Origin of the sequence: Lentzea sp. NPDC006480 (assembly GCF_040611995.1) — a bacterium.
In the GTDB taxonomy this organism is placed as follows: domain Bacteria; phylum Actinomycetota; class Actinomycetes; order Mycobacteriales; family Pseudonocardiaceae; genus Lentzea.
This window is the reverse complement of record NZ_JBEXPJ010000002.1, coordinates 20283-45228: the sequence shown is the minus strand read 5'-3', so window position 1 is coordinate 45228 and position 24946 is coordinate 20283. Positions and strand designations below refer to the sequence as shown.

26 protein-coding genes are annotated in these 24946 nt (G+C 68.1%); 16 read left to right on the top strand and 10 right to left on the bottom strand.

Going from position 1 to position 24946, the window contains the following annotated elements; all coding sequences use genetic code 11:
* Window positions 1-56 precede the first annotated feature (56 nt).
* On the bottom strand, window positions 57-593 hold the full coding sequence (locus ABZX92_RS01425) for a TetR family transcriptional regulator (RefSeq protein WP_355552246.1): 537 nt from the start codon (window positions 591-593) through the stop codon (window positions 57-59).
* A gap of 71 nt (window positions 594-664) precedes the next feature.
* Here ABZX92_RS01425 and ABZX92_RS01420 point away from each other — a divergent pair, with 71 nt between their 5' ends.
* The 8 genes from ABZX92_RS01420 (at window position 665) to ABZX92_RS01385 (ending at window position 7562) form a co-directional block, all read left to right on the top strand.
* Entirely contained in the window at window positions 665-1711 is a 1047-nt protein-coding gene (locus ABZX92_RS01420; RefSeq protein ID WP_355552244.1) for an FAD-dependent monooxygenase, read from the top strand.
* Window positions 1708-1857 carry a hypothetical protein gene (locus ABZX92_RS01415; protein ID WP_355552241.1) on the top strand — a complete coding sequence of 50 codons (150 nt, stop codon included), beginning with the start codon at window positions 1708-1710 and terminating at the stop codon, window positions 1855-1857. The genes ABZX92_RS01420 and ABZX92_RS01415 overlap by 4 nt, the downstream gene beginning before the upstream one ends.
* 74 nt (window positions 1858-1931) lie before the next feature.
* Window positions 1932-2180, top strand: a complete 249-nt coding sequence (locus tag ABZX92_RS01410; protein WP_355552238.1) for a hypothetical protein — start codon at window positions 1932-1934, stop codon at window positions 2178-2180.
* A 207-nt stretch (window positions 2181-2387) separates the two neighbouring features.
* Complete coding sequence (locus tag ABZX92_RS01405) at window positions 2388-3539, top strand: nitric oxide synthase oxygenase (RefSeq protein WP_355552609.1); 1152 nt, start codon at window positions 2388-2390, stop codon at window positions 3537-3539.
* 197 nt (window positions 3540-3736) lie between these two features.
* The gene (locus ABZX92_RS01400; protein ID WP_355552235.1) at window positions 3737-4807 is read left to right on the top strand and encodes an APC family permease; all 1071 of its coding nucleotides are present in this window, start codon (window positions 3737-3739) and stop codon (window positions 4805-4807) included.
* 30 nt (window positions 4808-4837) lie between these two features.
* On the top strand, window positions 4838-5944 hold the full coding sequence (locus tag ABZX92_RS01395; protein ID WP_355552232.1) for an NAD(P) transhydrogenase subunit alpha: 1107 nt from the start codon (window positions 4838-4840) through the stop codon (window positions 5942-5944).
* The gene (locus ABZX92_RS01390; protein ID WP_355552229.1) at window positions 5941-6207 is read left to right on the top strand and encodes an NAD(P) transhydrogenase subunit alpha; all 267 of its coding nucleotides are present in this window, start codon (window positions 5941-5943) and stop codon (window positions 6205-6207) included. The genes ABZX92_RS01395 and ABZX92_RS01390 overlap by 4 nt, the downstream gene beginning before the upstream one ends.
* Entirely contained in the window at window positions 6204-7562 is a 1359-nt protein-coding gene (locus ABZX92_RS01385) for an NAD(P)(+) transhydrogenase (Re/Si-specific) subunit beta (RefSeq protein WP_355552226.1), read from the top strand. Before ABZX92_RS01390 ends, ABZX92_RS01385 begins: the two co-directional genes overlap by 4 nt.
* Here ABZX92_RS01385 and ABZX92_RS01380 read toward each other — a convergent pair.
* From ABZX92_RS01380 to ABZX92_RS01370, 3 genes are all read right to left on the bottom strand, one after another.
* Window positions 7528-9501, bottom strand: coding sequence for a diguanylate cyclase (locus ABZX92_RS01380; protein WP_355552223.1), 1974 nt, complete (start codon window positions 9499-9501; stop codon window positions 7528-7530). The genes ABZX92_RS01385 and ABZX92_RS01380 overlap by 35 nt on opposite strands.
* Window positions 9502-9555: 54 nt before the next feature.
* A complete protein-coding gene (locus ABZX92_RS01375) occupies window positions 9556-10359 on the bottom strand; it encodes an SAM-dependent methyltransferase (RefSeq protein ID WP_355552220.1) in 804 nt (267 codons plus the stop codon).
* 74 nt (window positions 10360-10433) lie between these two features.
* A complete protein-coding gene (locus tag ABZX92_RS01370; protein WP_355552217.1) occupies window positions 10434-11468 on the bottom strand; it encodes an MFS transporter in 1035 nt (344 codons plus the stop codon).
* A gap of 57 nt (window positions 11469-11525) precedes the next feature.
* Here ABZX92_RS01370 and ABZX92_RS01365 point away from each other — a divergent pair, with 57 nt between their 5' ends.
* The 3 genes from ABZX92_RS01365 to crcB are packed head-to-tail and all read left to right on the top strand — an operon-like array spanning window position 11526 to window position 12656.
* Window positions 11526-11966: a MarR family transcriptional regulator gene (locus ABZX92_RS01365; protein WP_355552214.1), complete on the top strand. Its 441-nt coding sequence runs from the start codon at window positions 11526-11528 to the stop codon at window positions 11964-11966.
* Window positions 11950-12321: a CrcB family protein gene (locus ABZX92_RS01360; protein ID WP_355552211.1), complete on the top strand. Its 372-nt coding sequence runs from the start codon at window positions 11950-11952 to the stop codon at window positions 12319-12321. Before ABZX92_RS01365 ends, ABZX92_RS01360 begins: the two co-directional genes overlap by 17 nt.
* Window positions 12318-12656: a fluoride efflux transporter CrcB gene (gene crcB / locus ABZX92_RS01355; protein WP_355552208.1), complete on the top strand. Its 339-nt coding sequence runs from the start codon at window positions 12318-12320 to the stop codon at window positions 12654-12656. Before ABZX92_RS01360 ends, crcB begins: the two co-directional genes overlap by 4 nt.
* Here crcB and ABZX92_RS01350 read toward each other — a convergent pair.
* The 3 genes from ABZX92_RS01350 to ABZX92_RS01340 form a co-directional block, all read right to left on the bottom strand.
* Window positions 12589-15273 (bottom strand): NACHT domain-containing protein, encoded by a 2685-nt coding sequence (locus tag ABZX92_RS01350; RefSeq protein WP_355552205.1) that lies wholly within the window; start codon window positions 15271-15273, stop codon window positions 12589-12591. The genes crcB and ABZX92_RS01350 overlap by 68 nt on opposite strands.
* Before the next feature lie 72 nt (window positions 15274-15345).
* Window positions 15346-17571 (bottom strand): AAA family ATPase, encoded by a 2226-nt coding sequence (locus tag ABZX92_RS01345; RefSeq protein WP_355552606.1) that lies wholly within the window; start codon window positions 17569-17571, stop codon window positions 15346-15348.
* 127 nt (window positions 17572-17698) lie between these two features.
* Window positions 17699-18127 carry a MarR family winged helix-turn-helix transcriptional regulator gene (locus ABZX92_RS01340; protein ID WP_355552202.1) on the bottom strand — a complete coding sequence of 143 codons (429 nt, stop codon included), beginning with the start codon at window positions 18125-18127 and terminating at the stop codon, window positions 17699-17701.
* 135 nt (window positions 18128-18262) lie between these two features.
* On the opposite strand from ABZX92_RS01340, the gene ABZX92_RS01335 reads away from it, so the two are divergent.
* From ABZX92_RS01335 to ABZX92_RS01325, 3 genes are all read left to right on the top strand, one after another.
* Complete coding sequence (locus tag ABZX92_RS01335; protein WP_355552199.1) at window positions 18263-18865, top strand: hypothetical protein; 603 nt, start codon at window positions 18263-18265, stop codon at window positions 18863-18865.
* A 1-nt stretch (window position 18866) separates the two neighbouring features.
* Window positions 18867-19085, top strand: coding sequence for a DUF6343 family protein (locus tag ABZX92_RS01330; protein WP_355552196.1), 219 nt, complete (start codon window positions 18867-18869; stop codon window positions 19083-19085).
* Window positions 19086-19180: 95 nt separating this feature from the next.
* Entirely contained in the window at window positions 19181-19816 is a 636-nt protein-coding gene (locus ABZX92_RS01325; RefSeq protein WP_355552193.1) for a TetR/AcrR family transcriptional regulator, read from the top strand.
* Here ABZX92_RS01325 and ABZX92_RS01320 read toward each other — a convergent pair.
* The 3 genes from ABZX92_RS01320 to ABZX92_RS01310 are packed head-to-tail and all read right to left on the bottom strand — an operon-like array spanning window position 19787 to window position 22749.
* Complete coding sequence (locus ABZX92_RS01320; RefSeq protein ID WP_355552190.1) at window positions 19787-21127, bottom strand: NAD(P)/FAD-dependent oxidoreductase; 1341 nt, start codon at window positions 21125-21127, stop codon at window positions 19787-19789. The genes ABZX92_RS01325 and ABZX92_RS01320 overlap by 30 nt on opposite strands.
* Before the next feature lie 21 nt (window positions 21128-21148).
* Window positions 21149-21508 carry a VOC family protein gene (locus ABZX92_RS01315; protein ID WP_355552187.1) on the bottom strand — a complete coding sequence of 120 codons (360 nt, stop codon included), beginning with the start codon at window positions 21506-21508 and terminating at the stop codon, window positions 21149-21151.
* A gap of 11 nt (window positions 21509-21519) precedes the next feature.
* Entirely contained in the window at window positions 21520-22749 is a 1230-nt protein-coding gene (locus ABZX92_RS01310; protein WP_355552184.1) for a hypothetical protein, read from the bottom strand.
* Window positions 22750-22892: 143 nt separating this feature from the next.
* Here ABZX92_RS01310 and ABZX92_RS01305 point away from each other — a divergent pair, with 143 nt between their 5' ends.
* Window positions 22893-24239, top strand: a complete 1347-nt coding sequence (locus ABZX92_RS01305) for a S8 family serine peptidase (RefSeq protein WP_355552181.1) — start codon at window positions 22893-22895, stop codon at window positions 24237-24239.
* Between the two features lie 199 nt (window positions 24240-24438).
* Window positions 24439-24942, top strand: coding sequence for a DUF3145 domain-containing protein (locus tag ABZX92_RS01300; protein WP_355552178.1), 504 nt, complete (start codon window positions 24439-24441; stop codon window positions 24940-24942).
* The last annotated feature ends 4 nt before the right edge of the window (window positions 24943-24946 follow it).

Genomic DNA, 24946 nt, shown 5'->3' with positions numbered 1-24946 from the left:
CGTCGTGAATCAGAGGTAGAAGACCCCGTACCCGAATCCCATGAGACCCACGGTACCTACGGTCGCAACGCCTTTTCGATCGCCTTCTTCAGGTCCCGCACGCTTTCCTCGGTGCCCGGCGTCGGCCCGGTCGTGCTGCCGCCGCCGACGAGCCGGTAGAAGATCAGGCCCTCCAGGAACGCGCTGATGTGCGCGCCGGCGCGTTCGGGGTCCTCGTGGCCCAGCGCCCGAGCCATGTCGGTGGCCCGCCGGCGCGGGGAGTGCACGAGGATCGACTTCAGCTCTGGGTGGTGCGTGGCTTCGAGCATCGCCGCGTACCGGGCGAGTGTGCGGTTGCGCTCGACCAGCCAGTTGTCGAGCGTCTTCGCGAGGCCGCCGGCGGGGTCGTGCGGGTCGAGGAAGATCTCCGCCTGCTCCTGGGCGGCGAGCCGGTCCACGAGCCCTTCGATCAACGCCCTGCGGGTGCGGAAGTAGGCGCTCGTCGAACCTTCGGGCAGACCGGCCTTGCGATCGACCGCCCGGTGGGTGAGGCCGCGCATGCCGAGTTCCGCGACGAGTTCGATCGCCGCGTCCGTGATCAGGTCTTTTCGCACCGTGGTCCCTGTCTCTCTACAGCTGTAGTCTACAGGTGTAGTGTCTTCTACACCTGTAGAGGAGGCGTGCGATGAAGGCGATCGTGGTCGGTGGCGGCATCGGTGGGCTGGCGGCGGCGGTGTCGTTGCGGCGCGTGGGCTGGGAAGTCCAGGTCCTGGAGCGTGCTGCCGCTTTCGGCGAGGTCGGCGCGGGGATCGGCGTGATGCCGAACGCGGTGCGCGCGCTGGAGTGGATGGGGGTCGCGGACGAGGCCAGGAGGCTCGGGACACCGCGCGTGTCGGGTGGCATCAAGTCGTCCGACGGGCGCTGGCTCGCGCATCTGCCCGCGGTCGGCCAGGAGAAGATCATCGCGATGCACCGGGCCGATCTGCACGGGGTGCTGCTGCGCGCGTTGCCGCCCGAGATCCTTTTCAACAACGTCGACGTCACGAGCGTTGAGGAGCTGGACGCAGACCTCGTGGTGGCGGCGGACGGCATCAACAGCCGCCTTCGCGCGGCGCTGCTGCCCGACGCGCCGGGACCGGTGTACGCGGGGGCCACGGCGTGGCGAGGGGTGGCGCCGGGTCCGTTCGATCTGCCGATCTCGCAGACACTCGGTCCCGGCGGCGAGGCGGGCCTGCTGCCGCTCGGGGACGGCCGGCTGTGCTGGTACGTCTCGACCGTCGCGCCTGCCAACGCGGATCTGGATCCGGTGGAGGTGTTCGCGGACTGGCACGAGCCGTTCCCGGAGCTGCTGGCGACGACACCCGACATCCTGCGGCACGACATCTACGAGCTGCCGCTGCTGCCGACGTTCGTCTCGGGACGGGTGGCGTTGCTCGGCGACGCGGCGCACGCGATGGTCCCGTACATGGGGCAAGGGGCGTGCATGGCGCTGGAGGACGCCGTCACGCTCGCATCCGTCGACGGTGATCTGGTGCGGTACGACGCGCTGCGGCGACCGCGCGCGCAGACCCTGTGGAAGGCCTCGAAGCTCGCGGGGAAGTTCGGGATCGAGGTGCGGTCGCCGGTCGCACTGGCGTTGCGGAACTCGGTGTACCGCGTGCTGCCGGGCTCGGTGGCCGTGCGCGGGATGACCCGTTTCTCCTCGTGGCAGGTGCCCGCGATGCCACGATGACGTTGGTGGATCTCGTGGTGTTCCGCCGGGTGATCATGGCGGTCCCGACCGGGCTCACGTTGTCGCTGGCCGGCATCGCACTGGCGGCCAGCAGCAGACCATTCCCGCTCTTCAACCCACGGTGTCCGTTACCGCGCACGTGCTGACGTGCGGGCCGAGCGGCCGCACGGTGAGGTGCTCCAGTGAGTACACAGTGGACGGTGCGCGGTACGCGAGCGAGATGCCTGTGCGTTCGGTTCCGTCCGATCGCGAGGTCGGCATCGAGGTGCTCGCGTCCGACCACTCGGTCGTGGTTTCCAAGCCCTGGCTTGATGTTCTGCTCTTCCGCGGTGGCGGGATCACACTCGTGGCGCTCGCGGTCGTGTTCGGACTGCGGTGGGTTCGCCTGGCACGGACGGCGACCGCCGAACTTCGCAGGCGAATCTCTTCTCAAGTTCACTCGAACGGGTCGAATCCACCGGTGAACTAGATCACCGGTCAATGTTTGGTCTCGGCCAGATAACAGTCGAAAACCACCCTTTGTCGCGCCCTTTGTCACCCGGTTGCTGTATCAAGTACTCGCTGAACGTGTCGGACGCGGTCCAGTGATCCAGATGGCGTAACGCGACAGGCGGTTTCGGGTACCCGAAAGCGCAACTACGGTGCCTCAACCATGACCCCCGTCCCGACTGATGTGATGCCCCGTTCCCTCACGTCGCTTCCCCCGGCGCAGGTCGAGAACACCCCCGAGTTCGACATCGCCGAGGCGGAGGACTTCGTCCGCCAGCACCACGCCGAGCACCCGGATCTCGGTCCGGTCGAGGCGCGCCTGGCCGAGGTGCACGCGGAGATCGCCGCGACCGGCACCTACCGCCACACGACCGCCGAGCTGACCTTCGGCGCCCGCGTGGCCTGGCGCAACAGCTCCCGCTGCATCGGCCGCCTGTACTGGCGCAGCCTGAAGGTGCGCGACCTGCGCGAGACCTCCACCCCCGCCGACGTGGCCGCGGAGTGCGTCGAACACCTCCGCCTCGCCACGAACGGCGGCAAGATCCGTCCCGTCATCACGATCTTCGCCCCGGCCGAGCCCGGCATGCCGGCGCCGTCGATCCTGAACGAGCAGATCGTCCGCTACGCCGCCTATCGCGGTCCGGACGGCGGCGTGCTCGGGGACGCGCGCAACCTGGCGCTGACGGAGCTCGCGTTGAAGCGCGGCTGGCAGCCACCGGCGTCGCGCGGCCCGTTCGACGTGCTGCCGTTGATGGTGACCTGCGAGGGAGAGGAGCCGGCGCTCGTCGAGATTCCTTCCGACGCCGTGCTGGAAGTGCCGCTGTCACACCCCGACCTGCCGTGGCTCGCGGCGTTGGGCGTGAAGTGGCACGCCGTCCCCGCGATCAGCAACATGCGGCTGCGCATCGGCGGCATCGACTACCCGTCGGCGCCGTTCAACGGCTGGTACATGGGCACCGAGATCGGCGCCCGCAACCTCGCCGACCACGACCGGTACGACCTGCTGCCGTACCTCGCCAAGCGGATGGGCCTGGACATGTCGTCGGAGGCGACGTTGTGGCGCGACAGGGCTTTGATCGAGCTCAACCGCGCCGTCCTGCACTCGTTCGGCGAGGCCGGGGTCACGATCACCGATCACCACACCGAGTCGCGGAGGTTCTTGACGCACCTGGAGAAGGAGGAAGCCGCGGGCCGGCCGTGCCCCGCGGACTGGTCGTGGATCGTGCCGCCGGTGTCCGGTGGTCTCACGCCGGTCTACCACCGCTACTACGACAGCGGAGACCTCCTGCCGAACTTCTTCCCGGCCGGCAAGCCCTCTGGTTGCCCGGTGGCGCACTGAGCCGTTGGCTTGTGTGTGCCATGAACGGCGCTTTTGTCCATCTGAGGTGCACAAAAGCGCCGTTCATCGAGAACCGGGGGCATGAGAGCGCTCTCGGTGGGCACTATGCGCGGTCTGGCTGATGGATGAAGGTTCCCGGCATGGAACAGGACGAGGCTCACCTGGACGGGTGAGGCCGGGCAGGGTGGGATGGGCTGGTGCAGCTCACCAGGAGCCTCAACCTGACCGACGCCGTGTTCGTCGGCCTCGGCTCGATGATCGGCGCGGGCGTGTTCGCGGTGTTCGCGCCCGCCGCGGCCGCCGCGGGCAGTGCGTTGCTCGTCAGCCTCGTGATCGCGGGTGTGATCGCGTGCTGCAACGCTCTCTCCAGCGCGTGGCTCGCGGCTGAGTACCCGCAGTCCGGTGGCACCTACGTCTACGGGCGCGAACGCCTCGGCCGGATCTGGGGTGACCTGGCCGGGTGGGCGTTCGTACTGGGCAAGACGTCCTCGTGCGCGGCCATGGCGCTGACGGTGGGCACCTACGTCGGTGCACCCAAACTGGTCGCGGTGGCGGCCATCGTGGCGTTGACGATCCTCAACCTGACGGGCGTCCAGAAGTCCGCGATGGTCACCCGGATCATCGTGATCGCGGTGCTGCTCGTGCTGGCGGCGACCGCGGTCACGGCGGGGGAGGCCGCGGCTCCGGCCGACTTCAAGGCGGCGGGCATTCTTCCGGCCGCCGCCCTGCTCTTCTTCGCGTTCGCCGGCTACGCGCGTATCGCCACCCTCGGCGAAGAGGTCAAGGAACCGCGCAAGACGATCCCGCGTGCGGTGATCATCGCGCTGGCCATCACGCTGGTCGTCTACACCGCGGTCGCTCTCACGGCCCTGAGCGCGCTGGGTGGCGATCTGGCCACGAAGACGCTGGCCGACGTGTCCCCGGCGTTGGCGCCGGTGATCCGGGTCGCCGCGTGCCTCGCCGCGCTGGGGTCGTTGCTCTCGCTGCAGCTGGGGGTGAGCCGGACCGCGCTGGCGATGGCTCGCGACCGCCGGTTGCCGGGTTTCATGGCGGACCTGCGCTGGGCGGAGATCGTGACGGGCGTGGCGGCGATCGCGCTGGTGCTCGCCGTCGACGTCACGCGGGCGATCGTGTTCAGCTCGTTCTGCGTGCTGCTCTACTACGCGATCGCCAACGCCAGCGCGTGGACGCTCGGTAAGCGAGTGGTTCCCGCGATTGGGCTGGCAGGGTGCCTGACGCTCGCCGGTGCGGTGCTCTGGCAACTGTGATGTGGCCCAGGTCACCTTTGATCGCGTAACGTGCGTACGGTGAGAGTGGGAACACCCGCAGAGTCGCGGCCCGCCGAGCGCCGTGTCGCCTGCGTACCGGAAACGGTATCGCCGATGGTCGACGCCGGATTGACCGTGCACGTACAGGAAGGCGCAGGCCGTCACGCCCACGCCCCCGACGCCGCGTACCGCGCGGCCGGGGCGAGTGTGACGGCCGAGGATCCGACGGCCGAGTCCGATGTCGTCGTGTCCGTGCAGCCGTTGACCATCGACCAGGCCAGGTTGCTCAAACCCGGCGCCGTCACCATCAGCTTCCTGCAGCCCGCTCAGGAGCGTGAGCTGCTCGACGTCTACAAAGACCGGCGCGTCACGTCGTTCAGCTTCGACCTGCTGCCACGGGTCACGCGTGCCCAGAGCGCCGATGCCCTGTCCTCGCAGGCACTCGTCGCCGGTTATCGGGCGGTTCTGGTGGCTGCCGAACGACTACCGCGCTTCCTGCCGATGTTCACCACGGCCGCCGGCACCGTGCCGCCGGCCAAGGTGCTGGTGCTGGGCGCGGGAGTCGCGGGCCTGCAGGCCATCGCGACCGCGCGCAGGCTGGGCGCGGTCGTCGAGGCCTACGACGTCCGCAAGGCCGCGGGCGAGGAGGTCCGCAGCCTCGGGGCCAAGTTCCTGGAGCTCGACCTGGAGACGCAGTCCGGCGTCTACGCGTCGGTGCAGTCCGAGGAGTTCCTGGAACGCCAGCGAGAGCTCATCGGTGAGCACGTCGCGCAGTCCGACGTCGTGATCACCACGGCCGCGATCCCCGGCCGCAAGGCCCCGGTGCTCGTCACGACCGACATGCTCAAGGCCATGGCACCAGGATCGGTCGTGGTCGACCTGGCCGCGGAGTCCGGCGGCAACTACGCGGGATCCGTTGCGGGGCAGGAGACCTGGGTCGGCGAGGTGCTCGTGCACGGCGCGCTGAACCTGCCGTCGTCGATGCCGGTGCACGCGAGCCGCCTCTACTCGCGCAACGTCCTGAACCTGCTCAAGCTGATGATCGTGGACGGTGTGGTGCAGCCGAATCTCGACGACGAGGTGCTCGACGGCTGTTGCCTCACCCACGACGGTCAGATCCGCAAGGAGTTGCCGTGATCGACCTGCTGACGATCTTCGTGCTGGCCGTGTTCGTGGGCTTCGAGGTGGTCTCGAAGGTGTCCACGATCCTGCACACGCCGCTGATGTCCGGCGCGAACGCCATCCACGGCGTCATCCTCGTCGGCGCGATCCTGATCACGGGGTCCGCCGAGAGCACGCTGGAGCTGGTGCTCGGGCTGCTCGCGGTGTTCCTGGCCACGGTCAACGTGGTCGGCGGCTTCGTGGTGACCGACCGGATGCTGGAGATGTTCCGCCGATGACGGTCCAGCTGATGTACCTCGTCGCGGCGCTGTGCTTCATCCTGGCGCTGAAAGGCCTGAGCTCGCCCAAATACGCGCGCTACGGCAACTTCATCGGCGCGTTCGGCATGCTCGTCGCCGTCGTCACCGCGTACCTGCACGGCGTCGTCCACAACGGACTGTGGATCCTGATCGCGGTCGCTCTCGGTGTGGTGGTGGGCATCCCGGCCGCGCGGTCGGTGAAGATGACCGCCATCCCGCAGATGGTCGCTCTGTTCAACGGAGTCGGTGGCGCGGCTGCGGCACTCGTCGCTCTCGCCGAGTTCTTCGCGGTGCGGGACCCGGGCTTCCTGTACCTGCTCGCGACCGTGCTCACGGTGCTGATCGGCTCGGTCAGCTTCTCGGGCTCGGTGGTCACGTTCCTGAAGCTGCAGGAATTGATGACGACGCGGCCGGTGCTGCTGCCGGCCGGGCAACAGCTCGCGATCGCGGCCGGGGTGTCGGCGGTCGCCTTGTGCGCCTTGACGATCGCGACACCGAACGGCTTCCTGCTGTGGCTGCTGGCCGCGGTCGGGCTCGCGCTCGGTGTGCTGTTCGTGCTGCCGGTCGGTGGTGCGGACGTGCCGATCGCGATCTCGTTGCTGAACGCGTTCACCGGCCTCGCGGTGGCGGCTTCCGGTTACGTGCTGGCGAACACGCTGCTGATCGTCGCGGGCACGCTGGTCGGCGCGTCCGGCACGATCCTGACCCGGTTGATGGCGCAGGCGATGGGACGTTCGCTGGCGAACATCCTGTTCGGCGCGTTCAAGGCTTCCGCCGTGGTGGCGCACGGGAAAGAGCAGCGGACGGTCAAGTCCGGCACGGTCGAGGACGTCGCGATCCTGTTGGGGTACGCGAACAACGTCGTCGTGGTGCCCGGATACGGGTTGGCCGTCGCACAGGCGCAGCACGCCGTGCGCGAGCTCGTGGCGCAGCTCGAACGCCGGGGGGTGTCCGTCTCGTACGGGATCCACCCCGTCGCGGGCCGGATGCCCGGGCACATGAACGTGTTGCTGGCGGAGGCCGATGTGCCGTACGAGCAGCTCAAGGAGCTCGACGACGTCAACCCCGGCATCACGTCGGTCGACGTCGCGGTGGTCGTCGGCGCGAACGACGTGGTGAATCCGGGCGCGCGGGACGAGCCGACCAGCCCGATCTACGGCATGCCGATCTTCGACGTCGACCGCGCGAAGTCCGTGGTGTTCATGAAGCGGTCGATGCGGCCGGGCTTCGCGGGCGTGGACAACGAGCTGCTCTACAACCCCAAGACGACGCTGCTGTTCGGCGACGCAAAGGACTCGCTCACGAAGCTTCTAGCGGCGGTGAAGCAGCTGTAGTCAGCAGTTCGGTCACCTCGTCGGCGGAGAGCGCGGGCAGCAGGCCGATCACGCCGTCCGCGCCCGCGGAACGCCAGTACTCGGCGTCCTCGACGGTGTGCACCTCGTCGACGCCGAACCGCACGCCGAAGCTGTGCACGGTTTTGATCAAGTCGCGCATCGCCTGGTGCAGCGGGGAGTCCGCGCTCGGGGCGGGCGCGCGGGTGATCACCGCGCGGACCTGCACCTCGGTCAGCACGGCCAGTTCGTCGTGCCCGCCGTGGAACCCGTCGAGCGCCGTCACGATGCCGCTGTCGTGCAGCACCACGGCGTTGTCGTCGCCGGCCAGGACCGAGGAGATGTCGAGCGAGATCCGCAGCCGTTCGGGTGGCAGGCCCGTTTCGTCGAGCGCTCGCTTCACGTCCGCGACCAGGTCCTCGTCGCGCGACTGCAAGGCGCCCAGCGAGATGTGCAGAGTGGGCGCCCTCTCACCGAACTCCCGCACCCATCTGGCGGCCTGTGCGCACGCCTCGCGCAGCAGCCACCTGCCGATCGGCAGCGACAGCCCGGTCGAGTCGGCGAGCGCCATGATGTCGTTGTGGCTCAGGTCGTCCCAGTGCAGCCGGGCGACGGCGCCGAGCACCTCGCGCGACTCCAGATCGTGCACCGGTGCGTAGACGATCTCCAGCTCGCCGTGCTCCCACGCCCCCGGCATGGACGCGGCCAGCGCGTACTTGCCGCGGCGGCGGGCGTCGTCGTGCGGGTCGTGCAACGCCCACTGCCGCTTGCCGCGCGCTTTCGCCTGGCGCAGCGCGGCATTGGCACACCGCATGAGCTCGGCCGTGGTCGTGAACGCGGCGGGCCGGTCCACCACCCCGATGCTGGCCGACAGCGCGATGCCGTGATCGTCCACAAAGGTCGGTTCGGCGAGGACTTCCTGGATCTCCTCGATGGTCGTGGTGACGTTGTCGGAGATCGTCATCATCGCGAACTCGTCGCCGCCGATCCGGGCCAGCACGGCCTTCTTCTCGCCGGCCAGCCTGCCGAGCCGGGCCGCGACGATCTTGAGCAGCTTGTCGCCGGTCTCGTGGCCCAGGCCGTTGTTGACGACCGAGAACGCGTCCAAACCCAAGTGGTACAACGTGATCGGGTCGTTCGGGACGCGTCGCTCCACCTGCGTGACGAAGTGCTGGCGGTTCGACAGGCCGGTGAGCGAGTCGTGCAGCAGCTGGTGATCGAGGCTGCGCTGCAACAGGTGCAGCTCGCTGATGTCCTCGACCATAGTGACGTGGTGCGTGGGTTCGCCGTCCGCGTCGCGCAGCAGCGACACCGCGAGGTACACCCACACCGGCTCACCGTCCACCCGGATCAGCTTGCGCTGGTCGCGGAACCTGTCGACGTGCCCTTCCCGCACCTTCCGGTACTGAGCGCCCAGGGCGGCGACGTCCTCCGGGTGGTAGAAGTCGGTGAGGTCGCGGTCGTTCAGGTCCGCACCCGACTCCAGCCCGACGATCTCGGCGAGCGTGTCGTTCGCCTCGACGCACCGGCCGGCGAGGTCGGTGATCACGATGCCCAGCGCGGCGGACTCGAAGACCTCCCGGAACCGCGCCTCGCTGACCTTCAGCGTGCGCTCGACCCGCTGTTTGGCCCGCACGATCGCGACCTTGATCTGCTCCTGCTGGTCGAACGCGTCCATCCGCATGGCCTGTGCGTACGCGGAGCTCAACCTGGCGAGCAGAGGTAGCTCGAAGGTGGGCGACAGCACTTCGATCGTGGCACGCAACGAGTCCGGGCCGGTTGCGTGGAGTGACACCAATCGATTTGCTACCGATTCAGGTGACTCCGGCAACTCCACCAGCGAATCGAGCAGAGCCTGCTCGATTTCGGCGTGGGACAGCGGGATGTACGCGGTCGGGGTCAACGCGTTCATCCAGCGGGCGGCGAGCTCCGGAAGTTCCATTCTGCATACAGAGCGTACGGACTCACTGCCCCGTGGCCAACATCCGCAACGCTGCTAGACCTTACGGCCTACGGCAGCGTAGATGCCCGCCTTGTCCGGATCGTCGGTGTTCGTGCCCTCCGGGTGCCACAAGGGCAGCGGCACGATGCCGGGCTCGACGAGCTCGAACCCGCCGAAGACCCCCTCGATCTCGGATTTCGTGCGCGGGAACATCGGGTTCTGGCTCTTCTTCATGACCTCGACGACCCCGGCCATCTCCTCGGGCTGCAGGTCCTGGGTGAACTGCGAGAAGGCGAGGTAGCTGCCCATCGGCACGGCATCGCGGTACGCGGCCACGATCGCCCGCGGATCGGCCTGCGGAGGCACGAAGTGGAAGACCCCCACGGTCAGCACGCCGACGGGCTGCGCGAAGTCGAGGAGACCGCTCTCACCTGCGGCCTTCAGCACGGCGGCGGGCTTGGTCAGATCCTCCTGGATGATCGTCGCGCGCGGGTCCTGCTCCAGGATGAGCTGGCTGTGCGCGACCGCGACCTCCTCGAAGTCCACGTACACGACGCGGGCCTCCTGGTCGGCCTTCTGGGCGATCTCGTGCACGTTGCCGACGGTCGGGATGCCGCTGCCCAGGTCGAGGAACTGGCGAATCCCGTTGTCCATCATGAACAGCACGGCCCGGCGCAGGAACGCCCTGTTCAGCCGCGCGATCGTGCGCGCGTTCGGCTGTGCCTGCAGGAACTTCTCGGCCAGCATCCGGTCCGCGGCGAAGTTGTGCCCGCCGCCGAGCAGGTAGTCGTAGAGACGAGCCGCGCTCGGCTTCCCCGTGTCGAGACCTTCAGGAACCCAGCTCATCCGCTCAGACATGCGCCCAGGCTACTGAGACGCCACGCGCGTGCGGCAGGGGTGGAGCCCTTTTGGCCTATCACAAACCGCTGCTGTCACTGGAAAGTGTGAATCAGCGCGGTGGCGACCGCGACCCCCAGCGCCGTCCCGAGTCCTCGCGCGACGTTGACCAGCCCGCTCCCGACCCCCGCCGACGCCTCGGGCAACGCGCTCATGACCCGTTTCGTGCAGGCGGGCGCGATGATCCCGAGCCCGATGCCCGCGATGGCCAGCTGAAGTACTTGCGGCACAGGCATGATCAGCGCGGACGCCGCGATCAGCGCACCCGTCCTGATGCCCGGTTTGTGGAGCGTCGTCGCCGCGAGGGCGAACCCCAGCGGCAGGGCCGCGGTCGTGAGTCCTATATGTGCCAACGGTTGTTTCATGGTGAACGGCAGCAACGTCATCGGCGCGAACAAGGCGGCGTACGTGAGCAGCACGCCGGTGAGGCCTGGCAGGACTTTCCGGTTCGTGCTCGCCTTCTCCGGCTTGGTCTTCGTGCGGGGGAGCAGGTAGTGAGCCGCGATCATGGCCGTTATCCCGATGGGCACGTTGATCGCGAACACGGCCTGCCAGCCGTAGTGCTCGGTCAGGTACCCGCCGAGCAACGGCCCGGCGGCGAGCCCCGTCGCCTGCGCGGCGGCCTGGATGCCGAGCGCCTTGCGCCGTTGCCCGGGCGCGACCGCGGTGGTGACCAGCGCGACGCTGTTGGCCTGCAACATCGCCGCGCCCACCGCCTGCGCGACGCGGGCCGCGATGAGCGCGTCAAAACCCGGCGCGTACACACACGCGATGGACGCGCCCGTGAACACCGCGAAGCCGTAGATGTAAACGATCTTGCGACCGAGCCGGTCCGCGATCCTGCCCATTGGGACGAGCAGCGCCACGAGCGTGATCAGGTAGCTGAGCGAGATCCACTCGGGATCCGCTCGGAAGTGGTCGCTCATCGCGGGGAACGCGAGCGTGACGATCGAGGCGTCCAACTGCCCCATGAACGCCCCGAAGCACACCGTCGCGATGACCAGCCACGGCGCGTAAGACCGGCGGACGATCCACGCCGGTCTGGGTGACTCCGTGACGAACCAGTTCATCGTATCCAGATTATATCTGACCCAGAGCTATTGATGCGTGTTCAGTAAGATTTCCGCATGTCAGACGAAGCCCGCACGCTCACCGACGTCGTCACTCGCCTGCGCCGGGCGCTGCGGACGAGCATCCGGGCGGACTGGCCCTGGGAATCCCTGCCGATGGCGCAGGTAGAGCTGCTGCAGACCCTCGCGGAACGCCCGCCGATGAAGGTCGGCGATCTTGCCTCTGCCCTTCGCCTGGCCCCCAACACCGTCTCCGGCCTGGTGTCCCAACTGATCGACTCAGGCCTCGTCGTGCGCGGCGGAGACCCCAAGGACAGGCGGGTAGCACGACTATCCGTCTCACCCCGTGGACACGAACAGCTGCTCGTCTGGCAGCGCGAGCACGAGAAGAGAATCGGCGCCGCGCTGGGCAAACTGGAGGCCTCCGAGCGCGAGGACGTCGTGCGCGCGCTGAAGGCCCTCGACCACCTGGTTGAGCACCTTGCCGAACCCACCTGAGCCGGTCGACCCGGACGTCGACCTGCACGTCCCGGCTCAACGCACTGAGTTGCATTTGCCGTTCGTGGCTTTGGTGTCACTGGGCGGCGGCCTCGGAGGTGTTGCGCGGTACGGGTTGTCGTTGGCGGTGCCGGGTGCTCTCGGGCTGTTCGTCATCAACGTGCTGGGGTCGTTCCTCATCGGGGTGCTGATGGGACTGGTGCCTCGGCCGTTGGTGCGCGCCTTCTTCGGGGTGGGGCTTCTCGGCGGGTTCACGACCTTCTCGTCGTACGCGCTGTCGTGGTCCGTGTTCTTGTTGCTGACGCCGGTTTGCGCTGTGGCTGCGGCGTTTCTCGGGCTGCGGGTGACGCGATGACAGCGCTTGTGGTGTTCCTCGGCGCGGCTTTGGGTGCTCCTTGCCGGTACCTGCTGGACCGGTTCGTGCAGTCGAAGCACGAGTCCGACTTCCCTTGGGGCACTTTGACGGTCAACGTCGTGGGGTGCTTTCTGATCGGGTTCTTCGTTGGCACGGACTGGATGCCGTTGCTCGGGACGGGGTTCTGCGGTGGGCTGACGACGTACTCGACGTTCAGCTACGAGACGGTGAAGCTGCTGGAAGCCGGGAAGTACCGCCTGGCACTGCTCAACGTTCTGGTGAGTCTTGCTCTTGGTCTTCCTGCGGCGGCTCTGGGGGTTCTGCTGTCACGCTGATCTCGCCGCGCACCCAGCGGTCGAGGAACTCACGTACGACGGCATGCAGCTCCGCGAGTTCCAGCCACCGCAAAGCGGCGTTGCGATCGCTGGGCTCCGACCGGCCTTGCCGGAGTCGGGAGTACGACTGAGGCCATGTGAAGCTGGACCGACCGCTGGTTGCCAACTCGAGGAACGGGAGTGACAGCATCAGCGTGAGGCTGCTGGCCTCGCCGATTTTGTCAAACATCCGTTCGGCGTCCTTGAACTCGTCCAAGCGTGCCCACGGCGTGGGCTGTTCTGCCAGCGTTGTGGCGAGCAGTTCGGCCGACTGCGTCGTGTGCGGTGCAGCGGCTCCATTCAGGTGCCTCACGCCCAGACTGTGGAGGGTGATGTTGTAGTAGCTCCAGTTCAGATAGATGGCGCGTGCCCCGAACCGCTGGATGATCTGTCTCTGGGACTCGGCATCGTGGGATAGACCGATTGCGCCCCATGGGGACGACGTGGTCGATTCGCTGATCCTGACCGCGTGCTTCACCGCCAGCTCTGACCGGATGCCGGGCCAGGGGTCGCTGTCGACCTCAGGGTCGGTGCTGCACATCAACTCCAGCACCACGATCGCGCCGGGTTCGCCGCGTTCGAGGAACGTCGCCAAGCCGGACTGCACGGTGTGCTCGACGGCAGACAGGTTCGTGGGTGAGCAGCCGTACATGCAGGTGTACAGCGCTCCGTCGAAGATCCTCGTGGTAGAAGTGGCCAGGCCGATCTGGGTTCTGTGGTCGATAGGCAGGAGAACCGACTGCCGCAGAGCCTCCTCGGCGATCCGCCGGACGGTCCGGGTGCTGGGATGCATGTGGTGCAGTGACCTGGCGGCGAAGTCCAGACCTCCAGCGGCAACCGCCTCCGTCAGGAGCTCGTCGGCACCGCCCTCGACGTTGCGGTCGTAGAGCTGCAACGCGACCTGCGCCACGACCTCCCACTGGCCGATGTTCGGACGCAGGGCCTCCCACAGATCCGCAGCGGTGCGATGAGTCCGCACCAGGTACTCGGCGGCGAAGTACTCGAGAAAAGTCCGGTGCGTGAAACCGAACTGGGGTTCGGTGTCGGTAGCGCCCACGTCCGTGAGGATCCAGGCACGACCGGTGCAGAACGCGAGGAACTGCTCCGCGGTGGCGATCGACTCGTCGTGGTCGTCGAGCTTGTCCTCCAGGTATCGCGTCAGGATGTTGACGATCCTGGTGCGCGACTGGGCCCGGCCGGACTCCGGTGCGGTGAACATCGTCCAGGCCAGGTGCTGGACCGCGCCGCGCAGCCGGCCGTGGAACTTGAGCGGCAGCGGGATTCCGCGCTTGGCGTCCCACTGCTCGAACAACATCACCGCGCACCGCTCGTAGACCTGGGCGAGGTTCCGCGGCAGGTAGCGGTCGCTGGAGTACATGGCGCACAACAAGGCGAGCAGCAGCGCGTTGCTGCGCAGCTCGACGATCTGGTCGCTGTCCTCGATGAACGAGTCGGTGAGCCGCTTGCGCTCGGCCGGAGAGGTGGCCTCGTCGAGCACGAACCACCGGCGGACGTACGTCTTCACCTGCTCGTCGGAGAACTCCTGGATGTGCGCGGTCGCGAACCTGTCCTTGTCGAGAGGTGCTTCCTCGTACCCGATCCGCCGTGCCGTGACCACGATCGGCACCAACGGGTAGAGGTGCGCGAAGCCCTCGACGAGCGCCGCGACCCGGCGGCGCAGCTCGGTCTGCACCACCTCGTCCAGTCCGTCCAGCACCACGACGGCCTGTCCCGTGCGCAGCAGGTACTCGACGGCGTCCGGGGGAGCTTTGACGTTGTACGGCGCCTGGCTCACCATCTCCAGGTAGTGCAGGAGATCATGACCGCCCTGGTCGAAGGTGCCGGTGAACTCCCTGAGCACCACCAGGAACGGCACTCGGCCCGAACCGTCGCGGGCGATGTCGTGGGCGAACTTGGCCGCGAGCGTCGACTTGCCCGCGCCCGGATCGCCGAGGATGACCGTGCGGTCGCCGGGGGCGCCCAACCGGAACTGGTCGTCGGAGATGATGTCCGGACGTACGTAGAGCTGGTTGTAGCGCACCGCCCTGCTGACGCCGATGTGCGGCAGCCGGATGCTGTTGTGCAGTGCTGCGACCTGGTCGCACATGCGGGCCGCGAAGGCGCGGAACCTGGTGAGCGACTTGAGCCGCCCGAGCATGCGGCTGCTGGTGGCGGCCGAGGCGGCGATGTCGATCTGGTCGATGCGCCCGTTGTGCCGTCCGAACAGCGGTGCGACTTCCTCGCACGCCAGGATGAGCGTGTCATGGACTACGCGAGAGGTCTGCTCCAGGAGCGCCTCCGGCAGGCCGGCCAGCCGAAGGCCTTGCCGCACCTGGTTTTCCGCGTCATCTCCCAGCGTGGGACGGATGCGGCACTGGGCCGCTACGGCTGCGAAGTCGAGAGAGTCGAGGTAGTGCAGCAGTTTCTCGGCGTCGGCACCGAGAGTCTGAAGGAGTTCTTCTGCTCGGGGAACCGAGAACTCGACAGGCTCAGGTTCCAGCGTGGCGGCCAGCCGGTCCGCGAGCGACTCGCTGACATCGGCAACCACTCGGATGACCGCTGACTCGATGCTGGGCAAGCGTCCCCCTCCGCGTCACCCGGCCTGTCGTCGAGCAGGCCGGGATCGTTTCGCGGAGGAGGACAGCCGGCCTCAGTCCTTCAAGCGGGACAACATGTCCGGCAGCGTGCCGGTGTGCACGACGCCGAGCCGTTGCGTCGCGCGGGTCAAAGCCACGTACAGGTCCGAGGCGCCACGCGGCGACTCCTCAAGAATTCCAACCGGATCGACCACGACGACCGAGTCGAACTCCAGACCCTTGGCGTCGGTCACCCCGAGCACCACGACCTGAGCCTCTTCCAGGTCGTTGCCCATGGACGACCCCGGCACAGCGGCCACCACAGCTGAACCGACGGACGGAAGCAGAGCGGCCGGCACGATGACCGCCACCTTGCCGTCGCCGACTGCAGTGACCTCGTCGGAGATCAGCGACGGGAGCTCGGAGACCAGAGATGGAACGCGCGAAACCCAAGGCGGCACACCGGTTTCGCGCACGGACGTCGGCGGCACCAAGGACGAGTCGACGGAGGCCAGGACGTCCGCGGCCACCTCCATGATCTCGGCCGGGGTGCGGTAGTTGACCGACAGTTCGGTGAGACGCCAGCGGTTCTGCACGTACGGGGACAGGACGGTGTCCCACGAGGTGGCGCCGCCGATGTCGCCGGTCTGCGCGATGTCGCCCACGACCGTCATGGACTTCGAAGGGCAGCGGCGCATCAGGGTGCGCCAGGCCATGGCCGAGAGTTCCTGGGCCTCGTCCACGATGATGTGGCCGAAGGTCCAGGTGCGGTCGGCGGCGGCGCGTTCCGCCGCGGTCTCGTAGCGGTCGACGCCGTGACGTTCGGCCAGGCGGTAGGCGTCCATCAGGTCCGTGGCCATCAGGATGTCCGGGTCGGCGTCGTCCTCCAGGTCGAGGATGTCGAGGACGCCCTGGGCGTACTCGATGGCCTGGCGGCGCTGGCGTTCGGCGCGCGCTTTGGCCTCGGTGTCGTCCTCGCCCAGCAGTTCCGCCGCTTCGTCCAGCAGCGGGACGTCGGCCGGGGTCCAGTCGTCCGTGGTGCGCTGGAGCAGGTCGCGTTCCTCGCGGGTGAACTTGGACATGGCGCGGTTGCGGCGCTTCGGGTTCGCGTAGAGCTCGGAGAGCAGCGAGAACGGGGTGAGGACCGGCCACAGCGACGAGATGGCGGCCTGGACCTCCGGGGACTCGCGGAGTTCGCGGCGGATGTCGTCCATGTCGGATTTGTCCAGAAGATGTCCGCCGAGCCGAGACGCCACCATCGAAGCCAGCGTCGAGACGATCTCGCGGGCGAACGTGCGGCGGGCCTCGTTGTGTGCGCGACGGGTCCGACGGGCTCGGCCGCGTGCCTCGGCGATCGCGCGGCGGTCGAGGCGCAGCGTGTCGTTGTCGAAGCGGATCTCGACGAACGCCGGGGCCTCCTGGCGGTCGCGCACGGCCGCGGCGATCACGTCGGCCATCTGGATGCGGCCCTTCACGGCCGCCGCCTCGGCCGACTCGCGACCGGTGGCGGTCAGGCCGGGATACAGCTCGCCGACTGTGGACAGCAGGACGCCGGTCTCGCCGAGCGACGGGAGGACCTGACTGATGTATCGCAGGAACGTCGTGTTCGGGCCGACCACGAGCACGCCGCGTTTCGCCAGCTGTCGACGGTGTGTGTACAGCAGGTATGCAGCGCGGTGCAGGGCCACGGCGGTCTTGCCGGTGCCGGGTCCGCCCTGCACGACGACGACCCCGTTCAGTTCGGACCGGATGATGACGTCCTGCTCGGCCTGGATCGTCGCGACGATGTCGCTCATCTGGCCGGTGCGCGACTCGTTCAGCGCGGCGAGCAGTGTCGCCTCGCCGGTCAGCGACTCGCTGCGGGACACGTCGGCCGAGTTGATGTCGAGCACCTCGTCGTCGAGGCCGATGACCTTGCGCGAGCGGGTGCGCAGGTGCCGGCGGCGGCGCACCCCGTCGGGCGAGGCGGCGGTCGCGAGGTAGAACGGCCTGGCGGCGGGCGCGCGCCAGTCCATCAGCAGCGGCTCGTATTCCTTGTCCTCGTCGAACAGACCGATTCGGCCGATGTAGAAGCGGTCTTCGTTGTGGAAATCGAGCCGCCCGAACGCGAGCCCGTTCTCCACCGCGCTGTACTGAGCCAATTGATCTGTGTACATCGCGACCGAGGTGTCGCGCTCTGACCGCATCTGGTGCGTGCCGCCAGTTTGTCGCAACGATTGTGCGAGTCGTTTCGACGTCTGTTCACGGAGGTCGTCGAGCCGGCCGTACAACATGGCCACGTATTCCTGCTCCGGCTCCATTTCGGCGAGCCGGAGGTCATCGGAGGGGCTTGACAACTTGCCTCATTTCTCGATACAATGCGGCGTCGGGTTTTAATCCCGTTCCACATCTCCCTGCCCGCACTCCGTTCGTGTGAGCGCAGACTGACTAATCTACACGCAAATCAGCGTGATGCAGGTACGCCTTCCGCAGCAGTGTGGTGAGTTCAACCCTCTCCTGCGACGTCAACGGCGCCAGCAGCTCCTCCTCGTGCGCCCGAGCCGCCTCCAGCCGCGAGTGCAGGGCCCGTCTACCTGCGTCGGTGATCGACACGGTGAAGCGGCGACGGTCCCGCTCATCCCGTTTGCGCTGGGCGAACCCGCGCCCCTCAAGATCATCGAGCACCGACACCAGATCACTGGGGTCCATCCGCACGCCGTCGCTGATCCGCTTCTGCGCCACCGCCTCCTGCTCGGCCAGGAACGCCAGCACGGTCACGTGCGGTGGGCGGAGGTCGCCCCGCGCCAGCCGGCGGGCTTCCCTGACCAGCTGGAGCATCAGGTAGCTGGGCAGCCGCAGAAGCTGATCAATGCTCATGTGCTCAGCATAGAAAAGATCTGTCCCCCGATCGTGGATTGCGCTGTGTGATCAACCCGCCTGCGAGAGGTCCAGGAGGGTGAGCGTTGGGGTGACGTTTCTCCGCAAACCACCTGGAAACGGCATGGTGGGGGTATGACGCGTGCGGAGATCGCCCGGCTCGCCCGCTGCGTGGTGCGCCGGCCGAGGTGGCAGCTCGTCCTCGCGGTTCTGCTGTCCGCGTGGACGCTCGCCTGGGTGCTCGGCCAACTCGCCGACACACCCCTCACCCCGCTCGGCGTACTCGCCTGGACCGGTATTCCCCTCGACGCGGCATCCGTCTGGGTGCAGGAGCGTGCGAGCGTTCTCGCCTGGCTCGCCACCCTGGGTGGCCTGAGCTGGGCCGCGACCACCGAGCAGGGTCAGCTGCCCGCGCTCGCCGGTTGGCTCGCGGTGCTGATCGCAGGAGAAGCAGCCGGATACGAACACGCGGTCCAGCGCGCGATGCTCAGCATGGTCGTGTTCCTGATCATCCTCGCGGTCGTGTCACTGGCCGGGCGGCGGGCGTTCGTCGTCGACAAGATCGCCGTCATGCCCGGGGACGTGATGCGAGCCGGCATCACAGCCGCCGTGCTGACCGCCGTGGTCCCGCTCATCGCTCCTGGTCTGGCCCTGACGCGTCTCGTTAGGCCCTATGTGACGAAACCTCCGAGGCCTCTGCGACGGGTTGAGACGCCCCTGCTGAGGGAAACCGGGTGACGTGAGCGACTACCTGCCACCCCCGGCACCCCCGCGCAGTGCGCTGACGCTGCGGTTGTGGCTCGCCGGGTTCGGCCTGGTCTTCAACTCGGTGGCCGGGTGGCTGGCGCTCAGAGCTGACCTCGTCCCGCTCGGGATCATCCTTTTACTACTCGCCGTTGTCTGCGTTGTGGACTTCGGTTGGGTAGTTCATCGCAAACGACGTGGAGATCCAGGCTGAAACCTGTCGGGAACCTGTGCTTGGGCTTGGCGGGTCGTATGGATAAAGATGTTCGCGTGCATGAAGACCCGGCCAAAGGCAGGTTAGCCAGGGTGATGCGTCGACAGCCGGTGCAACAGCGTGGCGCGGCTACTGTCTCCGCGATCCTGGACGCTTGTGCGAGCCTGCTGAACGAATACGACTACGACGACATCACCACGGCGCGCATCGTCGATGTGGCCGGTGTGCCCATTGGTTCCTTCTATCAGTACTTCCCGGACAAACGATCTGTTGTCCACGCGCTGGCACTTCGCGGGATGGAGACCTATCTCCGCGAGGTCGAGGAGCTCTTCGCCACGGACCTCATCGCGGACACGTGGCGCGAGGCCATGACGCAGATCGTCAGCGTCTACATGAGGATGCTGACGGACGTGCCCGGCTTCGGCCGGGTGCGGTTCAGCGACATGCTGGACAGCCACCGGCTCGACTCCAGCGTCGACCAGTACGAGCTCATGGCCGAACGGCTGGCGGAGATGTTCGTCAACCGGTTCGGCGCGCACGGCGACGCCCCGGTGATGCTCACCTTCCGGATCGCCGTGCAGACCGCGGACGCGTTGTTCAAGCTCGCCGAACGCGTCGACTCCGACGACCGCGCGTACGTGGTCGGCACGGCGAACGAGCTGCTCACCGGCATGCTCGGAGCAGTTCTGGAACCACCGGCTTCAGAGGCCGTAAGCCTCCAGCAGCCGTAGCCACACCTCGCTGATCGTCGGGTACGAGGGCACCGCGTGCCACAACCGGTCCACGGTGACTTCCCCGACGATCGCGACGGTGGCCGAGTGCAGCAGCTCGGCGACGTCCTGGCCGACGAACGTGACGCCGACCAGCGTCCGCGTGCGCTCGTCCACGACCATGCGCGTCTTGCCCTTGTACCCGTCGGCGTGCAGCGACGAGCCGGCCACCGCGATGTCCAGGTCGACCACCTTGACCTCGCGCCCGGCCGCGCGTGCCTCCTCCGCGGTGTGGCCGACGAACGCCACCTCGGGGTCGGTGAACACCACCTGCGGCACCGCCACGTGGTCCGCCCACGCCTGTCCCGCCGACCACTGCTTGGGCTCGAACCCGCGCGACCGCTCCAGGATCGCCGACCCCACCGCCCGTGCCTGGTACTTGCCCTGGTGCGTCAGCAGGGCCCGCCCGGTGACGTCACCGCACGCGTACAGCCAGCGTCCGTCCACTCCGGACACCAGGCCGGAGTCGTCGATGGTCAGCGGCTTGCCGTCCTTGGTCGCCGGCACCCGTCCGGTCGCCACCAGGATCTCCGAGCCCTTCACGACCCGGCCGTCCCGCAACGTCAGCGCACCCGGCGCGATCGCCGACGCACGGGCGTTCAGCAGCACCTCGACGCCGTCTTCCCGCAGACCCTCGACGACGAGCGGCCCGACGAACTCCTCCAGCCGCGGCAACGGCCGGTCGCCCGACACCACGAGCGTCACCTTCGACCCGAGCCGCGCCCACGCCTGCGCCATCTCGACACCGACGACGCCACCGCCCAGCACGACCAGCGAGTCCGGCACCTCGCGTGCCGAGGTGGCATCGCGCGACGTCCACACAGGAGTGTCGGCGATGCCGTCCAGCGGCGGCATCTTCGGCACGCTGCCGGTGGCCACCACCACAGCCTGACGTGCCCGGTAGACCTCCCCGCCGACCGTGACCTCGCGCTCGCCGGTCACCTCGCCATCACCGCGGATGACCGTGATGTTCTCCGACTCGGCCCACTTGACCTGGCCGGAGTCGTCCCAGTTGGACGTGAAGCTGGTGCGCCGCGCCAGCACCTCGGCGGGGTCCAGCGAACCCGCTTGCACACCCTGCACGCGCCGGGCGGCCGCGAGCGCGTGACCAGGCCGCAGCAACGCCTTCGACGGCATGCACGCCCAGTACGAGCACTCGCCGCCGACCAGCTCCTTCTCGATCATGGCGGTGGACAGGCCTCCCGCGGCCGTCCGCCACGCCACGTTCTCACCTACGGGCCCACCACCGATGACGATGACGTCGAAGTCCATGCGGCCCACATTAGGCCTCGATCAAGAAAGCCACACGAGGCAGAAGGGATGCCCGACGGGGTCCGCGTAGACCCGGAACGTGTCGTCGTTGTCCTTCTGCACCAACCGAGCCCCGAGTTCCAGCACGCGCGGCTCGGCTTCCTCGATGTCGTCGACCAGCACGTCGAGGTGGAACTGCTGAGAACCGTGCGGATCGGGGAACACAGGCGGCTGGTACTCGGGCGCGAGCTGGAACGCGATCCGCGTGCCGGAAGCGACGATCACCACCCACGTGTCGTCACCGCCGGCGAGGCGTTCGGCGCCCAGCAGCTTCTCGTAGAAGGACGCCAGCTCGGAGGGGTCCGGGCAGTCGAGCACGACAGAACGAAGTTGTCCGACCATGCCTCCACCCTCTACCGGGCGGTCGGCAGCCGCAACGCCTGCTTGGCGATCGGGTCCAGCGCCGGGTCGCCCGCGCCGCCGGACCACACCACGAACGTCAGCTGCACGCGCGTGCCCTTGACCCCGGCCGAGAACGTCGCGTTCGGCACCGGTTTTCCGTCCAGCCCGTTCACGCCGCCGGAACCGGGCGCGGCGACGACCTTGTGGAACGCGGCGGCGCTCGGCACGTCCAGCAGGTCGAGGTCCGCCACCAGCACCGTGGCCTGCTTGCCCTGCACGGTCGTCTCGTAGGTGGCGCGCTGCAGCTCAGCGCACTCGTTCGCGATGAGCCACGCCTTCACGTCGCCGAACGCCTGCGCCTGGCAGTCCTTGTCCTTCCTGGTGTCCTTCGGCACGAACGTCGTGCCGTCCACGACCACCGTCGTCGGCTGCGTAGCGGACGGCGTGGGAGTCGCGTCCGCCGGCTTGTCGTCACCGGGCAACGCCACCAGCAGCCACATGAGGAGGAGCAGCGCGACCAGACCGCCCAGCGCCAGGTACACCGCCTTGGTGGGCAAGCGTTTGCGCGGCATCGGGATCCGGGCGTGGACCTTGGGGATCAGCATCGTGTGCGCGGCCGCGAGATCGGGGGAGACCGCGTCGCTGAACCCCTCGGCGAGCAACATCCGCGCGTCCGGTGGAGTCCCGGTCGTCTGCAGGATCGCGAGCAGCTTCACCGCGTGATCCGCCGTGCACGGCACCGACGACGTGGCGAGCTCACGGGCCGCGGAGAGCAAAGTGGACACTTTGGGATGCAGCACGCGCACACCGCGGTTGAGATCCGACGTGGGCTGCACGACCTGGCTCACGAACGGCCCGACCGCCACGACCGTGCTCACCGGCAACGGCTCCGCGCGCATCGCCTGGATCCGCTGCGCCACCGCGGTCGCCGCCGCCACCGCCTCGGTCGCCGGGTTCGGCGCGCCGTCCTGGCTGACGAGCGGCCACCCGTCGATCTTCCACTGACCGCCGAGCGGCGCCTCCAGCTTCACCGCCGGGTCGGGCAGGTCGACGCCGACGATCACCAGCACGCCCTTGGGCAGCACGACGATCGCGTCCAGCGGCACCGGGCAGTCAGGTGGCTGGACGCCGATCAGCGCGACGCCGCCGAGGACCCCGGTTCCGGCGCCGATCGCCGTCAGCGCGGCACGGACGTCCGCCCCAATGGCCGAGGGTTCAGCGCCCAGACGGATCAACCGCACGAGTCCCCACCTTTCCGCACGGGTGGACACGGTAGCGGTCCGGGGTCGGCCGAACGCACCCAGTCGAGACGTTGCGTGACACCCGTCACCGGTATGTGGATCACTCGTTAGATGGATTGCCTGCCTATGTTCACGGAGGGTCCATGTTCAAACGCGCCGCTTTGCTCGCCGTAGTGCTCGTGGCTGCCTCTACCCCTGTCGGGGCTGCCCAAGCGACCTCGACGGTTTACGTCCACGGCACTGATCTCGCCTCCGCCGAACGCGCGGTGGAGGCTGCCGGCCTGCAGAAGCTCACGAGCTTCCGCAAGATCGGCGTGGTCGCCGCTCGCGGCACCACGACGCAGATCTCCTCCGCACGCACGAAGCCGGGCGTCAGCAACGTCGAGCTGGCCAAGGCCGCCAAGTTCCTGGGCTCGTCCGGCACCGCGGCCACGCGCAGCCGGGAGGCCCAGCAGGCGTCCGGGCTGACCGGCGCGGGCGTCTCGGTCGCGGTGATCGACTCCGGCGTGGACCCGACGCACCCGGCGTTCGCGGGCGGCAAGATCGTCCGCAGCCTGAAGAGCCTGTGCGTCGCCGACAACTCGACGGACACCAGCTGCATCGTGGCGGTGCCGAACATCATCGACACGGACACGACGTCGCTGGGCGGCCACGGCACGCACGTCACCGGCATCGCGATCGGCACGCCGTACCAGCTCGCCGACGGCACCGTGGTCGGCGGTTCGGCGCCGGGTGCGAAGGGCGTGGTCATCTCGACCGGCGCGGCGATCCTCATCCTCGGCGCGGACGCGGCCCTGAACTGGGTGCTGGAGAACCACAACGCCCCGTGCGGTGCCGGGGTGCCGGCGTCGACGTGCCCGCCGATCAAGGTGATCAACAACTCCTACGGTCCGACCGGCGGCGGTGCGTTCGACCCCGAGTCCGTGACGGTCAAGCTGCAGCGCCAGCTCGTGGCCGAAGGTGTCGTCGTCGTGTGGGCGAACGGCAACGACGGCGGCGACGGCACGGCGAACCTGTCGAACCCGCCCGGCCAGGACCAGACGCCCGGCGTGATCTCGGCGGCCTCGTACAACGACCAGGGCACGGGCACCCGTGACGGCACGTTGTCCGACTTCTCGTCGCGCGGCCTGAAGACGGATCCCTCGACCTGGCCGGACATCTCGGCTCCCGGCGAGAACATCGTCTCCGCCTGCCGCCTGTACCTGCCGATCTGCTCCACCGGCCTGGCCCCGCAGAACGGGCCCGGACTGCTCGACCTCGGCACGTACAACACGATCAGCGGCACGTCGATGGCGGCGCCGCAGATCGCCGGCATCGTCGCACAGCTGTTCCAGGCCAAGCCTTCCGCGACCCCCGCCGACATCGAGCGGGCGCTGAAGTCCTCTGCCCACAAGTACGGCACGGGCTACCAGCAGGTGGGTCCGTACACGACGTCGTTCGACAAGGGCACCGGCCTAGTCGACGTCGTGGCCGCGGTAAACGCTCTGTAGATCACGATCACGCATCGCTCGGCCGGGGAGATCGGGACTTAAGACCTGTATCTGCCCCGGTCGGGTGATGATCGAGCTGGTTCTTATGGCGGACATGCCTCAAGTCGAGGCAGAATGCAGCGAACGGGAATCACGGTGATCACCTCACTCGGCAAAGGCGTAGGGGAAGACGTCCCTCGTCGAGTAGCGGAGGTCAGCAGTGAGCACCCGTGGCAGCACCAGTGGCGTGGTCTACGTCCACTCGTCGCCGTCTGCGGTCTGTCCGCACGTCGAGTGGGCGATCTCGGGCACCCTCGGTGAACGAGTCGACCTCAGATGGGCAGCGCAACCCGCGGCACCAGGCCAGTTGCGCGCCGAATGCGCGTGGACCGGTGACGCAGGTACCGGCGCGAAACTCGTGGCTGCGCTTCGCGCGTGGCCAATGCTTCGCTTCGAGGTGACCGAGGAACCCTCCTCCGGTCAGGACGGCGAGCGCTTCTGCTTCGCGCCCGTTTTGGGCCTGTGGCACGCGCGGACCTCGGCAAATGGCGACATAGTCGTGAACGAGGACCAGTTGCGCACGTTGGCCGCAAGGGCTCGTGGCGGTGAATCCTTCGCTCACGGCGTCGATGAACTGCTCGGCGCGGCGTGGGACGACGCGCTGGAACCGTTCCGGCGTGCGGGAGACGGCGCGCCGGTGACCTGGCTGCACCGTGTTGGCTGAGTTC

Coding starts and splice junctions, on each gene's coding strand:
- ABZX92_RS01375 (WP_355552220.1), bottom strand. CDS start 10,359: ATGTCTGAGCGGATGAGCTGGGTTCCTGAAGGTCTCGACACGGGGAAG.
- ABZX92_RS01315 (WP_355552187.1), bottom strand. CDS start 21,508: ATGGTCGGACAACTTCGTTCTGTCGTGCTCGACTGCCCGGACCCCTCC.
- ABZX92_RS01305 (WP_355552181.1), top strand. CDS start 22,893: ATGTTCAAACGCGCCGCTTTGCTCGCCGTAGTGCTCGTGGCTGCCTCT.
- ABZX92_RS01410 (WP_355552238.1), top strand. CDS start 1,932: ATGCCTGTGCGTTCGGTTCCGTCCGATCGCGAGGTCGGCATCGAGGTG.
- ABZX92_RS01405 (WP_355552609.1), top strand. CDS start 2,388: ATGCCCCGTTCCCTCACGTCGCTTCCCCCGGCGCAGGTCGAGAACACC.
- ABZX92_RS01320 (WP_355552190.1), bottom strand. CDS start 21,127: ATGGACTTCGACGTCATCGTCATCGGTGGTGGGCCCGTAGGTGAGAAC.
- ABZX92_RS01345 (WP_355552606.1), bottom strand. CDS start 17,571: ATGGAGCCGGAGCAGGAATACGTGGCCATGTTGTACGGCCGGCTCGAC.
- crcB (WP_355552208.1), top strand. CDS start 12,318: ATGACAGCGCTTGTGGTGTTCCTCGGCGCGGCTTTGGGTGCTCCTTGC.
- ABZX92_RS01380 (WP_355552223.1), bottom strand. CDS start 9,501: ATGGAACTTCCGGAGCTCGCCGCCCGCTGGATGAACGCGTTGACCCCG.
- ABZX92_RS01365 (WP_355552214.1), top strand. CDS start 11,526: ATGTCAGACGAAGCCCGCACGCTCACCGACGTCGTCACTCGCCTGCGC.
- ABZX92_RS01370 (WP_355552217.1), bottom strand. CDS start 11,468: ATGAACTGGTTCGTCACGGAGTCACCCAGACCGGCGTGGATCGTCCGC.
- ABZX92_RS01340 (WP_355552202.1), bottom strand. CDS start 18,127: ATGAGCATTGATCAGCTTCTGCGGCTGCCCAGCTACCTGATGCTCCAG.
- ABZX92_RS01420 (WP_355552244.1), top strand. CDS start 665: ATGAAGGCGATCGTGGTCGGTGGCGGCATCGGTGGGCTGGCGGCGGCG.
- ABZX92_RS01385 (WP_355552226.1), top strand. CDS start 6,204: ATGACGGTCCAGCTGATGTACCTCGTCGCGGCGCTGTGCTTCATCCTG.
- ABZX92_RS01335 (WP_355552199.1), top strand. CDS start 18,263: ATGACGCGTGCGGAGATCGCCCGGCTCGCCCGCTGCGTGGTGCGCCGG.
- ABZX92_RS01325 (WP_355552193.1), top strand. CDS start 19,181: ATGCGTCGACAGCCGGTGCAACAGCGTGGCGCGGCTACTGTCTCCGCG.
- ABZX92_RS01415 (WP_355552241.1), top strand. CDS start 1,708: ATGACGTTGGTGGATCTCGTGGTGTTCCGCCGGGTGATCATGGCGGTC.